This window comes from Vibrio sp. 10N.222.49.A3 (genome assembly GCF_041475145.1).
GTDB lineage: Bacteria > Pseudomonadota > Gammaproteobacteria > Enterobacterales > Vibrionaceae > Vibrio > Vibrio tasmaniensis_A.
Genome location: NZ_JBFRVM010000022.1, coordinates 1 through 12,790 on the forward strand (window position 1 = coordinate 1; position 12,790 = coordinate 12,790).

Genomic DNA, 12,790 nt, shown 5'->3' on the forward strand with positions numbered 1-12,790 from the left:
AACTGCTGGTGCGGATCAGGTTTCTTTGAGGTTAAAAAAGAGCCTATGGCGCTGGGCTCAACAAAGAACAACTTGCTCATTGCAAGTAATAACCTAACCAAACTCCATAATGCCGTTTTGCTACAAGGATTCTTTGCTGATAGTAAACGAGTCAAAGATATCTTTTCTCATTCTAAAAAACGCATAGAAGCAGCGGACTTTTTAGAAACAGTCGTCATGGGTAGACAATCTATTCTCGCAGTTGGCATTCAAACGACTGCGCTGTCAGAGCTGATCGTAAAATTAAAATCAGAACACATCGACCTGAGTAAGGAAAAGTTACCAAACCCTTTTCAAGAGTTACCGCAACTTTCTCTCAATGGCGTAACCAGTGTAATGCAGGCTCTATTGGCTCAAAGCGCCTTGCTGACACAAGGTGAATCAATGATCATGCACTTTTTCAATCAGGATATAGAAAAAGCCTACCTTGCAGCATGCTCTCTAGGAAATACAACTCCTGCACTGACTCAATACCAAACCCTTATCAAGCAGAAATACCTCGAAGCCGTCGAGTTCGATGACCTATTAAATAATTTATTAAATTAGTTGTTGCGAGTGCAGTGCACTCAATCATTCTTGCTATCAGTTCATCAGGGAGAGCAAGAATGACTTCAACTAAACAGCTTATTGATACATTCCAATCTCAACTTCCTTCATGCTATGCAGAGCGAGCTTTCAGTATTGAAGCCCAACTCAGAGCTGGAGCTTTATACCCAAACTTAGGAGGTAAGAAGATCCGCTCTTGTCCGACCTATATTAGGTTTAAGTTGGGTAGAGGGTTCCGGTTTGTTTGGCGTGTTGCTCCTGATGGGCTTTACCCTAAAGCAATCACAACTAGGCAAGGATTTGAACGAATCGTTAAACAAATCCGCAAAGCTAGTTATTAAACAAGGAAATTGATAATGGCTAAGAAGATCACACCAGCAAACAATGCAGCAAACATCCCTAACGCTAACAAGGGAACTAACGGCACTAACCGCCAGCATGCTCAGAACCAAGGCAACCGCGGTAAGCAACTAAACCCTAACCAACAAGGGAAGAAATAATATGCCGGACTCAAGTGATATGTCTCAAGATGAGCTAGACGTTTGGTCAGACATTAACAACCCAAATAACGATGCTGATATGGACGATTGGTCTGATGCACATAACCCAAATAATGATGATTATTTAGGTGATGACTAAGAAATAAGCGGCTCTCCAAGGAGCCGCTTTTTTTACTTGTTCACAAGGCACTGATGGTTAGTAGTTTAAGTTCTCAATAAAAAGCCACACATCCCATTGCTGAAATGTGTGGCTGTTTAAAACTGTTCTAGAACGAACTTAGTAAGTTTAAGTTCTACTCCATATCACCTAGCACATAATCTTCATCGCTACTCACTACTGCGCCGTGTTTCAGGAAGTTCTTACCTAGGATCATGCTGTATTCAAAGCGAGAGCGATCTTGAAGGTTTACCCTCACCTCTTTCTCTAAGTCACCCAACTTAACCTTCATTTCTACCACAGGGCGAATGTTCACCTTCTCGCCTTTTTTGGCTTTAATACGCATCACATCAATCACTGGCTTAGTGAAGTCTTGCTTATCGCCTTGGTTGTTTTGATAGGTAAAGCTCACCATGTCTTGGCCGTCTTTCTTAAATCGTTTGATATTGACTGCGTTCATTGAGCTTACATCCGCACCAGTGTCGAGCTTCGCCGGGAACTTCATGCCGTTGACTTCAACAACTTCAATGTGCCCTACTTTAAACAAAGGCTCCGATTTCAAAAGATAATCAGATCGAGTATTCACATATACCCCATCTTTCGCCATCTTCTTACCTAAAATGAAGTAGGCCTCTTTCTCATTGCTGTTAAGCACATCGATAGCAAACTCTTGTTGGCGAACTTTACCAGCGCCCAAAAACTCACCACTTACAACCGGGCGAGTATCATCACCGACCTTAAGCTTCTTAATAATTGGCTTTGTTATCTTCTGCTTCTCACCATTTACATCTGTAAGATAAAATTCAACAGAAGCCTCTTTGCCTTTACCTGTCATTTCAAAACTGTCGACCTTCAACAAAGGCGTGTTGACAGTAAATGAAGCAACAGCCTTCATAGGGAAACCATCTAATGTGATATCTTCTTCCGGTGAGATAATCAGTGGCTCAGTCTTTTTCGCGACCTCGCTGAAATTCTCAGATCCTTCTGAAAGGATATTCTCAGCACTGGTGTCAATCATAAAAAGCTCGCTTGCTGTATCAGTGCCCAATCTGAGCTGTGAGCTGCTATTCGAACGGTCGCGCAGGTACACCAGAACGTCTTTGGTTGTGTTTTCATCGAGTTGAACCGGCACATACACCAAAGGTCTTTTTTTACCACCTACACTTAACATACGAACTAATGGCAGTGTCATCTCTTTCTGCTTACCATCGTTGTCGAACATATCAAACGTCACTTCACTGTTCTTCTTATCTACATCGATGTCTTTCGCATGAAGAATGCTGTAGCGATTTTTTAATGAGAAGGTCGCATTCATCGCCATTCCCGAGATAGACATCACCTCTTTACGGCCAACAACCGTCGCGTTTTCCTGCTCTTGCAAATAGTCGTAACCAGCAAACACTAAGGCGTTGTCAGCAAGAAAGGTTTTGCCGATCAGCACTGGCGCAGAGAAGTGACTTCTGTCCGTCAGGTTAACGTCTGTTTTTAACTCTTGATCCGCAATGGTGAGCGACATTTTGACGGTAGGGCGAAGCAAAGGCGTGCTGCTGGTGCGGCTGCGTATTATGCTGACACGCTCTAAAGGTGCTTCGATTAATACCATGTCACCCGTGCGTGGGTTTTGAACCTTGAAAGAGACCACAGCTTCATATTTCGCAAAGGCGCTGCCATCCCAATCATCGTAATCAACATCGGAATTGTTCAACAGGTCTTCGGTTAACGCCGCCATCAACTCTTTGTCTTTAAGGTTTTGGTAGTCGGCATTAGAGCTCTTCACATGAATGTCTTCCGCATGCATAGAAGTGGTTTCTGCACCGGTATCGATTTTACCAATGAAAGGAACGTCTTTTAGCCCTTGAACGCTAGATAGGTATACATTCTCTGTACGCCCTAATACCGCCTTACCATCGAGTTCGTAGGTCGGATTTTGAGTGGTGTGTGAAGTGTCTGTAGCCAAAGAATATTGTGAAAAAAGTAGAGTGCTTAAAAGAGTTAGAGCCAAAGGTATCTTTTTCATTAGTTGGTCCGTTGTGATCAGTTCACTAATAATACTGGCGATTCGGCAAATAGTTCCCCCACCAGCAATGGTTCTCACATAACGTTAACGCTATGAGTTTTTCGATGACAAACCGATGACTTTGCGCAGCATTCGCTTATCGATTATTGACCATTGGATACCCAATAACCTTTTCAATGCTCAGTGTTCTATTGAAGAAATGAATACAAAAAAGGCCAACGACGAGCGCTGACCTTAGCGATTAAAAACACACCTGAAGCGAGTTTAACTTGCTAAAACACAAACGGTTCTAGATAAACATAGCACTAAAAAGTCCCGACTGTTTTCTTTGCACAGATAGCTCGAGCTTTTTCTGCGTCCTCACCTTTATTTTTTGAATCACTGTGGTTCGTATTAAAGCATTGTCGATAAGATTCGACGTAGCGCTCAAATAGCACTTTGGCTTCAGGTTGTGTTTTAGAGAGCAGTTGGTTAACAAATTTTCTTGAGCCGACCTCAAAATGCTGAGTATCGATTGGGCTATCCCAATCCCCTCCCCAGATCATAAATCCGTGATGAGCAAACAGCTCAACCACATCTTCTGCCATGCCTCGGCGTTCAATTTCATCACGCGCGCGAAAACGAGTACGGTTCACATAGCGAGCCGCAGATTGTGAAGGCTTTACCGTGATTCGTCCGTTGCTATCGAACTCTAAGAAAGGATTTTGAACTGGGTTGATGTCGATTGCCACACCATAGGCATGTTTCGACCAACCTCCTCCGCCGGTAATAGGACGAGCGTTAAACGCGCTACTGTTGTTCGCGTCCATTGAGGCGCTATCGTCACCTTTAAACTCACGCATTAGGCGAGCGGAATGAAGAGGAAAATTGCGCTGTTTAAGCTCTGAAAAGATTTGTTCAACAGCTGGCGCAATAACATCAAGCACGATCATATTGCCCTGTTGCGTCTCCCCTTTGAAATTAATGAAATCGAAATCCACTTTAGATAACCGTTCACAACCAACAGGCGCACCGCTGCTCAATACATTGTTCTTTTTCATCATATCGCATTGCCATTGAGATATAGGCGCAACTTGAGCATAACTCGCAGCACTGAGCACAGTGGCCAGACAGCCGACAATAAAACGTTTCATATCAAAGACTCAAAATAATAAGAGTGGAAAGTAGCAGAAGTTGGAAAATAGCATATTAAGCCAAGTTGAGCGCACGATTTGTTAGCGCGCTTTATTCCAATAGACAATCTCTCTAACTCGTCCGTTCTGATCCTTGTCAGCTTCTCCACCAACATCAGAAAGTTCAGGTAAGGTCGATAATTGCGGAGCGTAATAGGCAACCAACATAAGTACAAAAGCATCGTAAATATCATCTATCGCGACGTCTTTACGCTTGGTGGTTGAAATGGCCAACGACAAGCCGTCACACCATTGAGGGGCAAGTTGCTGAATAATAGAAAGCCGTTCCTCTTTGCCTTCTTGTGTTCGTTTGGAAAACATCAGCGGTTCGCCTTTCAAAGCTGCAAACACCACCTCAGGGTGTGATTCCCTGATAGAAAGATTGGGATGAGTTTCAATGAGCTCATCAAGCTCGCGGATCTTGGGCACAATTCCCCAAGTCTGTTTAGAAAACTTCTTATCAAGCTGCTCCACATTGGCACTACATCCCGCAATGTAATCGGTTTGGTAAACCGCCTCTCGGCACGGAACAGGAAAAACGGAAGAGCCACGCTTACTGGTGAGAAAGCGCCTTGCTGCTTTATCGCATAATCTATCTGGAGTAAGCGAATCGCTAAAACCAATCGGCATATCGATTAACGTTGTTGCTCCCGTAAGATCTGTAATCAATTCATCAACTGTGTTTACCACCTTGAACTCAGGGAGATCTTTGCCAGAGACAATCCAAGCGATCCAACCCGCCTTGCAGCCATCAATTCCGATGTATTTCATTGTGTTCTCGATGATTAGTTTGTTGAGGGTTATTTGGGATAACTAGCCACTTAATGATCAGTGCCACTCATTAATTAACAGTCGGCTTTTCACGCCACGTACCTGTAAACCCATTGCATCGAACACCTCTTCGAAGTCTCGACACTGTGGTGGAATATTGGGTAAAGAAAGTGCTGCTTCAGAAAAGAATTGTTGTTCAAAATGAGCCGAATCGCTCCACGCCAATTGCCACCATTCGAGAATACGAAACTTAGACGCTCGAAGTTTTTCAGCAGTAGGAACTTTGTCACTTTTGCTTCGGTTCTCTTTGCTTGTGGTCGGAAAGAGGTTCCACTTGTCGTTATTCGGCCAATAAGCAAAAGGCAAGCAGTGATCAACGTGATACTCATTTTTTAATGATTTTCCACTCCAGACACTGAAAATATCGGTACGTTCAGATCTAAGTTGTTCGACACGTTTACGCACATCGCGAGTATCGTGGTTTTGATCGATCCATACCAAGCAGTCGTGATATGTCTGTAGTGAGATACTTCGCTGTCGGTTCAACTCGAAACGCTGCATCTCCATGACCCACTGATTCACCACCAGCGGTTCAATCCAAGAGTGGTAGATTCTAAAGCACTCCCACAGGCTTTCATCGAGAGTAAAATAACCAAAACTTTCTAAGAACTCACTATCAATGACCAGTGATTCTCGGCTCTTCCGTCGTTTTTGTGGTGGGTATATATCGAATAGTCGGTTGTCTTTCGAGCCTTGATAAATAAAAGTCACAGGCCCTGATTTAATGGTACTGATCGTTTGTGAAAATAGCTTTTGTAGAGCCTTGGCTTCATCGCCGAGAAACATAGCGCCTATCGCTAGATCATCAGCACTTAGGTGTTTGAGTTTATTCCACCCATCCTCTTTTACAAACCCAAGCCCCTTCGCTGTGTTGCTATTTTGCTGAATCCCAGCGCCTTCTATGTCGATATCAATCAGTCGCTTAAACTGCCTAACCCAATACAGAGCAACCAAGCCCACTGGTAGAGAAATTTTCCCGTCAGTTCGATCAATCACGGCGCCTGAATGCGCATCCGCAATTCGCAGTAATGCTCTCAACAAAGCCAACTTGTATGTGGCCGACTTATTGTCATTCACAATAATGTGGCGCACCTTGTTCAAATCACCGGAGCCATCGTCTGGCAGTGTCATCACCACGGTTTGCCACCACACTTCACTGCGGTTCAATGTATCTTGGCTATCATCAACATGACGAACCAACAAGGCGCTGTTTTTTGATAAACGCTCGAGCTCTTCAACCGAGACTTCGTACCCTTGTCGACTGTCTTGAAACTCCCCATGACGCAGAGTGATCACCAACTTGCCATTTGGAGCCAGCAAGTTAGACAATTTTCTAAATGCTCGTTCTCGATGAGACGGGGCTAAGTGCATCCAAACAGCACTCACCAATATCAAGTCAAAACGCATTCCGAGGTTTTCAGTGCGGCTAAGTGAGGGAAGTGAATCATCAATCCAGGTAACACTTGGACCTGTATATTTCGAGCCTTGTTCGCGTAATGAAGCACTTGGTTCTATCGCAATAACATCAGCTCCGGCTTTGTGCATCCATAGCGCATCACGACCGCATCCAGCACCAACATCTAGTACTTTATCGCCCACTAAAGGCCAATAAGCTTGCCAGCTTTTATGCACCGTCTCGAACGTCACTGAGTTGTACTGCTGGCAAAGTGTGTGAGCATTTTTATCGTAAAAAGGAATCGATGAGGACATATGCGCTATTGGGGTAAGGAGTCTATCTCAATAGTAATGGGGAGCTTAGGCGATTGCTAGCAGCTCACGCAAGTTCAGCCACACCGAGCAATATTTATCGTTAGTGACTGTTTTATATCAATATCCACCTAATGATTTCATCAGGCGAGTCACATCAAGAATCAGTTTCGTCAGCAAAATAAAAACAAACAAGGTGCAAGCTGACGTGCGAACAGAGATAATTGTTTGAAGATGATTAACTCGCCTCAAGCACCTAGCTGATAAAGACTAATGAACACATACTCGCACATAGATACCCCATTCAACCTGCGCCACACCTGTTGGTTTTGTGGTGAACCTTCCAGTAACCTTGTTGAATTTCCTAAGACAGCGCAGGCAGTTGCCAAGATTGGCCATTCACCGATAGCACTGCCGGCTTGTAATGAGTGTGCGAGAATTAACTATTCAAAGAATCTGACTTCAATTTGGGCGGTGCGCGATCAGATAAAACACGCACTCATCGATAAGTACGCAAAGCACCTAGGCATCGGTGAAAACTGGACGGAACAAGAGCTTATTGATTCTGATTTTTCAGGCTCGACGCTTGGCGGGTTTGGCCGTAGTGCTTGGAAAATGTATCAAATAGCCAAACAACGAGTCGATTATAGAGGCTGGCCTTTGTCGGTTGATGACATCCCACTTGAGGTATACGACGAAACCAGTGGCTTTGAGTTTGACGGTACTCGTTACGCATCAATCAATTCATGTATCGACTATTTCACCAAGGCTGCGGGCGTAGACAAAGAGCTGTTGTCGCAGCTTGTCGACATTGTTTCAACAGACCGTTTTAGCTACGCACTTCGAATCGCCAAGCTGAACAAGAATGTCTCTAATACCAAACGTTCAGAGATCATCGAAGAGGTGTTACAGCAAGAGTCTGAACAAGAAGAGATACAGCTTGAGCAAGCCAATTCACTGTTCAACCCAAATGTCGAAGAGGTCAGCATTTCAGGTTCGACGGCTCCGGTTTTCGCTATTCAATGGGCAATGATGAATAACGTTATAGATTTAGCTCACCTTTGCGCACTCGAAGATGATTATTTTGACTATTTCGAACATCTTGGTGGCCCTGCTGCTTTCATGTCTTATAACGGCCTACAGCTCTATTTAGAATCACGCCAAGATCCTGAATGGGTAGAAAAGTCGGATCCAAATAAACAGTATTGGTGAACATGCCTACCTACTGGTGAACACGTGTAAGCTCGATAACTGCGTCAAACACCCATCGTTAGTCCTTGTTTTATATAAAGATCTAAAAACAGCCCCCTAAAACAGTTAATTGTTGCAATTCGGTTAAATAGAGTGAAAACTTCAAGCATCTAAAACTATTTAATCACTGCCATCTTGCGGTGAGTAAGGAGTGAATTGTGCTTGCTGTTCTTCGTATTATTTTGGCGACGGTGTTTATTATTTTCACCACTCTATGTGCTTTTGTTTACTGCTTGTTTAGCCCAAAAAACCCAAAGCATGTGTACGTTTTTTGCCGTTGGTTCAACCAATTACAAAAACTCGTTGGGGTAAAGATCCTACAGAGAGGCCTAGATAATGCGCCGACACCAGAAAAGAGTGTCTACATATCTAACCACCAAAGCGTGTTGGACTTTGTGACCGCCCCAGGGATGTTAAGGCCTCGCACGGTTTCTTTAGGCAAACGCGATTTGTTGTACGTGCCCTTCTTTGGCCTGCTGTATTGGATCACCGGTAATATTTTAATTAACCGCGAAGACAAGTCCAAAGCACGCGATACCATCAAGCAAGTGGCGGAAGCGATTCACCAGCGAGATCTGTCTGTTTGGGTTTACCCTGAAGGAACGCGCAGTAAAGGGCGTGGACTACTGCCATTCAAAACGGGCGCTTTTCGAATGGCGATTGAGGCTGGCGTACCTATCACCCCGATGTGTACCAGCACCACACACAATAAGATTGACCTCAACCGAGTTAATAATGGCATTGTGATCACCGAGATGCTCAAACCTATCGATGTGTCTGGATACAAGATCAGCGACGCTAGAGAGCTGGCCAATCGCTGTCACGCAATTATGGCTGAAAAAATAGCAGAGCTTGATGCCGAAGTGGCTCGTATAGAGGCACAGAAAAACCCAGAACTGGATTCAGACGGTTCTTCCGCGCGCTAACAAGGTAGTTACAGAAGGAACAAGAACTAACTCGCAACGAACCCACAGAGTCATTGCTCAGTTACTTAAAAAGACACTCAACGATCGCAACTCTCATTGTTCTTGTTTTACTTGCTGGCGCTTATCCGCACAATAAAAACAGGCGTTAATGGCTTTATAGAGTAATGGGAGTAAACGATGGAAGTGATTCACCATGGCGGCAAACATACCGTTACAGGAGCTTGTCACGAATTAAGAGATTCAGGCCAAGCGGTTCTCATCGATTGTGGCCTTTTTCAAGGAGAAGACACCCGCCCTCTTGATATTGAATTTGAAACGTCCCACCTTAACGCTCTGCTGCTGACTCATACTCACATTGATCATATTGGCCGATTACCTTGGTTACTCGCCAGTGGATTTAACCAGCCAATTTATTGCACGCAAGCCACCGCAGAGCTCGCTCCTTTAATGATTGAAGATGGCTTAAAACTGCAAGGGCTCAGCAATAAACAGTCGAAGCTGATACTCAAAAAGATTCATTCGTTAATTGCTCCCAAGCCTTACGTGGAATGGTTTCCAATCACGTCTAAACAGCAAAACAACGGAAAGGATCATCATAGGCCAAATACTCTGTATGCCCGTTTTCAACCTGCAGGGCATATCTTAGGTTCGGCCTATATAGAGATTAAGTTACCCAACCAAGAGGTAGTGGTCTTTTCAGGTGACTTGGGCCCTAGTAACACGCCACTGCTGCCGGATCCTAAACCACCACAACAAGCCGACTATCTGTTTATTGAGTCGACTTACGGCACTAGCACGCACGACGATATTGCTTCACGCTCTGAACGCCTCAAATCAATCATTGATCGTTCGTTACTCGATGGCGGCGTTATCCTGATCCCGGCATTTAGTATCGGCAGAACACAAGAACTGTTGTTTGATATTGAAAACTTGATCTTTGAGCATCAACTCAGCGCCGATATTCCTATCATCCTCGATTCGCCTATGGCAGAGAAAGTAACGCGTTCATACCGACGCTTTAAAGAGTTCTGGGGGCAAGAAGCAAAGCAGCGCCTTGAAGTGAAACGTCACCCACTCGCTTTTGAGCAATGCATTACTGTTGATGGGCATAGAATGCACAAGAAAATCGTTAACCGCCTCAAGTCGACAGGTGAACCCGCGATTGTGGTCGCAGCTTCTGGAATGTGTCAGGGCGGCAGGATAATGAACTACTTATCCGCTTTGCTTCCCGATAAACGGACGGATGTGATTTTAGCGGGCTATCAAGCACACGGAACGCTCGGACGAGAGCTGCAACAAGGCGAAATGCAGGTTTCTATTGATAACAAAGACGTTGAGGTTAATGCTCAAATTCATGGCATGTCTGGCTATTCTGCTCATGCCGATAAAGAGGATCTCAATCGATTTATAGAGGGCATAGCGACTCCACCAAAAGAGGTGCATTTGATTCACGGTGAGCCAAATACTCAGTCTGAGTTCGCTAAAGAATTACAGGCGCGAGGGTTCGTGGTTGTTTGAAACAGGCATCAAACTAGCTACTTTCACTCAGTAAACATGAAGGCCAGAATTATCGAGCCTTCAAAGGCACAGTTTCTTAGGCCTGCGAGATCACTCGATGCAGGTGATATATTCCAATCAAATTCATCTCACCACTCCTATATCAGCCGTTCATGCTAAGCAATTTTCACCGCTGTTTTACGCAATTTAGTCTCTTGTGCACACCTCCCCTTCTTCTGCGCACCTCCCCACCCTTTTGTATTAATCACTATTTATTCACTTTGCAAAACACCAGGCAAAACAACCTATTGCATAACAAGTTAAATGGAACGATTATCGAATTAGCACTAAGCATTAACAAACACCCTCTATAACTTGCTTTATGTCACAGTAATCCTAATGCGCAGTTAAATAATTTAACACTCGGGTTACAAGTGAAGTATTGTGTTGTTCGAAAAACAATCATAAGCAAAACTAACAGGGAAAATACTCATGCAGTCGTTCGTTGATTTTTTGAATGGAATAATCTGGAGCCCAGTACTTATCTACCTATGTTTAGGTGCAGGTTTGTTCTACTCCATCATGACTCGATTTGTTCAAATCCGTCACTTCTTTGAAATGTGGCGCTTGCTACTTTCGGGTAAAAGCTCATCAAAAGGCATCTCGTCTTTCCAAGCTCTTGCCGTTTCGCTATCTGGCCGTGTAGGTACAGGTAACATTGCAGGTGTTGCTGCCGCTATCGGTTTCGGTGGCCCAGGTGCAGTATTCTGGATGTGGGTGGTAGCTTTCTTTGGCGCGGCGACTGCTTACGCAGAATCTACGCTGGCGCAAATCTATAAAGAAGAAGATGAAGGCCAGTTCCGTGGTGGTCCGGCTTACTACATTGAAAAAGCAATGGGTCAGAAGTGGTACGCATGGATCTTCGCTATCGCGACTATTTTTGCATGTGGTATTTTGCTTCCAGGTGTTCAGTCAAACAGTATAGGTAATGCTGTAGAAGCTGCGTTTGGCTCAGGTGATATGATTGAAACAGCTATCGGTACATTCAGTTTCGCTAAAATTTTCACTGGTACTGTTGTTGCTATCATCCTTGCTTTCATCATCTTTGGTGGTGTTAAACGTATCGCGAACTTCACACAAATTGTCGTTCCATTCATGGCGTTGGCTTACATCATCATCGCATTCGTTATCATCCTACTAAACATCAGCCAAGTTCCTGTTGTTTTCGGAATGATTCTGGGGGATGCATTCACTCCTATGGCAGGCTTTGGTGCTGCAATCGGTTGGGGTGTTAAACGTGGTGTTTACTCAAACGAAGCAGGTCAAGGTACGGGTCCTCACGCGGCAGCCGCGGCAAGTGTTGATCACCCAGCTCAGCAAGGTTTGGTTCAAGCGTTCTCTATCTACATTGATACTCTTCTAGTATGTTCTGCTACAGCGTTCATGATCATCATCACTGGTGCCTACAACGTTCACGGCGGCGCTGAAGGTGTATTCCTTGTTCAGAACCTAGCAGCAAACATCGGTGCGAATGGTCCCGTATTTACACAGCTTGCTATTGAAAGTGCACTGCCAGGCATTGGCAAGCCATTCATCGCATTTGCTCTGTTCTTCTTCGCATTTACAACGATTCTTGCTTACTACTACATCGCAGAAACGAATATTGCTTACCTACGTCGTACCATCAAGATCCCTGGCATGATGTTCGTACTTAAGCTTGTTCTTATTAGTGCCGTTTTCTATGGCACCGTTAAAACAGCAAACCTTGCATGGGCAATGGGTGATGTGGGTGTTGGTTTGATGGCATGGTTAAACATCGTTGGTATTCTGATCATCTTCTTCATGTCTAAGCCTGCGCTTAAGGCTTTAGCAGACTACGAAGAACAACAGAAACAAGGTGTGACTGAGTACACATTCAACCCTGTAAAACTAGGCATTAAAGGTGCAACTTACTGGGAAGAGAAGTACAAGCGTAAAACAGGTAAGTCTCCTGAATCTGAAGTTGCAGACAGTAAACCTGTAGAGCAACCTTCAGCTTAAGCTTAAGCTTACCTTAGCAAATAGATCGCTTTAACTCGCGCTATTAATAACGCATAAAAAAGGGGTTAGCCATTTCGGCTAACCCCTTTTGTTTTGTTCATAAAAAT

General features: G+C 44.3%; 12 protein-coding genes. 8 read left to right on the forward strand and 4 right to left on the reverse strand.

Annotated features, from left to right (window positions below; translation table 11 throughout):
- From AB4589_RS03665 to AB4589_RS03680, 4 genes are all read left to right on the forward strand, one after another.
- A partial coding sequence (locus AB4589_RS03665) for a hypothetical protein (protein ID WP_372099394.1) occupies positions 1-585 on the forward strand: 585 nt, incomplete at its 5' end.
- 59 nt (positions 586-644) lie between these two features.
- A complete protein-coding gene (locus AB4589_RS03670) occupies positions 645-926 on the forward strand; it encodes a hypothetical protein (RefSeq protein WP_372093788.1) in 282 nt (93 codons plus the stop codon).
- Positions 927-941: 15 nt separating this feature from the next.
- Positions 942-1,085: a hypothetical protein gene (locus AB4589_RS03675; protein WP_372093785.1), complete on the forward strand. Its 144-nt coding sequence runs from the start codon at positions 942-944 to the stop codon at positions 1,083-1,085.
- Position 1,086: 1 nt separating this feature from the next.
- Positions 1,087-1,224, forward strand: coding sequence for a hypothetical protein (locus AB4589_RS03680; RefSeq protein WP_017091461.1), 138 nt, complete (start codon positions 1,087-1,089; stop codon positions 1,222-1,224).
- A gap of 154 nt (positions 1,225-1,378) precedes the next feature.
- Here the strand turns inward: AB4589_RS03680 and AB4589_RS03685 are convergent, their stop codons facing one another.
- The 4 genes from AB4589_RS03685 to AB4589_RS03700 all read right to left on the reverse strand — a co-directional run bounded on the left by AB4589_RS03685 (position 1,379) and on the right by AB4589_RS03700 (position 6,972).
- Positions 1,379-3,259 (reverse strand): ATP-dependent zinc protease, encoded by a 1,881-nt coding sequence (locus AB4589_RS03685; RefSeq protein WP_372099395.1) that lies wholly within the window; start codon positions 3,257-3,259, stop codon positions 1,379-1,381.
- A 305-nt stretch (positions 3,260-3,564) separates the two neighbouring features.
- Positions 3,565-4,392, reverse strand: coding sequence for a M15 family metallopeptidase (locus tag AB4589_RS03690; RefSeq protein ID WP_372099396.1), 828 nt, complete (start codon positions 4,390-4,392; stop codon positions 3,565-3,567).
- Between the two features lie 81 nt (positions 4,393-4,473).
- On the reverse strand, positions 4,474-5,202 hold the full coding sequence (locus tag AB4589_RS03695; RefSeq protein ID WP_372099398.1) for a DUF429 domain-containing protein: 729 nt from the start codon (positions 5,200-5,202) through the stop codon (positions 4,474-4,476).
- Positions 5,203-5,259: 57 nt separating this feature from the next.
- Positions 5,260-6,972, reverse strand: coding sequence for a methyltransferase domain-containing protein (locus AB4589_RS03700; protein WP_372099400.1), 1,713 nt, complete (start codon positions 6,970-6,972; stop codon positions 5,260-5,262).
- 270 nt (positions 6,973-7,242) lie between these two features.
- Here AB4589_RS03700 and AB4589_RS03705 point away from each other — a divergent pair, with 270 nt between their 5' ends.
- From AB4589_RS03705 to AB4589_RS03720, 4 genes are all read left to right on the forward strand, one after another.
- Positions 7,243-8,181 (forward strand): hypothetical protein, encoded by a 939-nt coding sequence (locus AB4589_RS03705; protein ID WP_372099402.1) that lies wholly within the window; start codon positions 7,243-7,245, stop codon positions 8,179-8,181.
- Between the two features lie 197 nt (positions 8,182-8,378).
- Positions 8,379-9,146, forward strand: a complete 768-nt coding sequence (locus AB4589_RS03710) for a 1-acylglycerol-3-phosphate O-acyltransferase (RefSeq protein ID WP_269337089.1) — start codon at positions 8,379-8,381, stop codon at positions 9,144-9,146.
- A gap of 177 nt (positions 9,147-9,323) precedes the next feature.
- Positions 9,324-10,664, forward strand: a complete 1,341-nt coding sequence (locus AB4589_RS03715; RefSeq protein WP_372099404.1) for an MBL fold metallo-hydrolase — start codon at positions 9,324-9,326, stop codon at positions 10,662-10,664.
- A 471-nt stretch (positions 10,665-11,135) separates the two neighbouring features.
- On the forward strand, positions 11,136-12,683 hold the full coding sequence (locus AB4589_RS03720; protein WP_009848307.1) for a sodium:alanine symporter family protein: 1,548 nt from the start codon (positions 11,136-11,138) through the stop codon (positions 12,681-12,683).
- Positions 12,684-12,790 lie beyond the last annotated feature (107 nt).

What these genes read in the sequence shown, in the direction of transcription:
- AB4589_RS03695 (WP_372099398.1), bottom strand. Translation starts at nt 5,202, where the DNA reads ATGAAATACATCGGAATTGATGGCTGCAAGGCGGGTTGGATCGCTTGG.
- AB4589_RS03720 (WP_009848307.1), top strand. Translation starts at nt 11,136, where the DNA reads ATGCAGTCGTTCGTTGATTTTTTGAATGGAATAATCTGGAGCCCAGTA.
- AB4589_RS03680 (WP_017091461.1), top strand. Translation starts at nt 1,087, where the DNA reads ATGCCGGACTCAAGTGATATGTCTCAAGATGAGCTAGACGTTTGGTCA.
- AB4589_RS03705 (WP_372099402.1), top strand. Translation starts at nt 7,243, where the DNA reads ATGAACACATACTCGCACATAGATACCCCATTCAACCTGCGCCACACC.
- AB4589_RS03715 (WP_372099404.1), top strand. Translation starts at nt 9,324, where the DNA reads ATGGAAGTGATTCACCATGGCGGCAAACATACCGTTACAGGAGCTTGT.
- AB4589_RS03690 (WP_372099396.1), bottom strand. Translation starts at nt 4,392, where the DNA reads ATGAAACGTTTTATTGTCGGCTGTCTGGCCACTGTGCTCAGTGCTGCG.
- AB4589_RS03670 (WP_372093788.1), top strand. Translation starts at nt 645, where the DNA reads ATGACTTCAACTAAACAGCTTATTGATACATTCCAATCTCAACTTCCT.
- AB4589_RS03685 (WP_372099395.1), bottom strand. Translation starts at nt 3,259, where the DNA reads ATGAAAAAGATACCTTTGGCTCTAACTCTTTTAAGCACTCTACTTTTT.
- AB4589_RS03675 (WP_372093785.1), top strand. Translation starts at nt 942, where the DNA reads ATGGCTAAGAAGATCACACCAGCAAACAATGCAGCAAACATCCCTAAC.
- AB4589_RS03700 (WP_372099400.1), bottom strand. Translation starts at nt 6,972, where the DNA reads ATGTCCTCATCGATTCCTTTTTACGATAAAAATGCTCACACACTTTGC.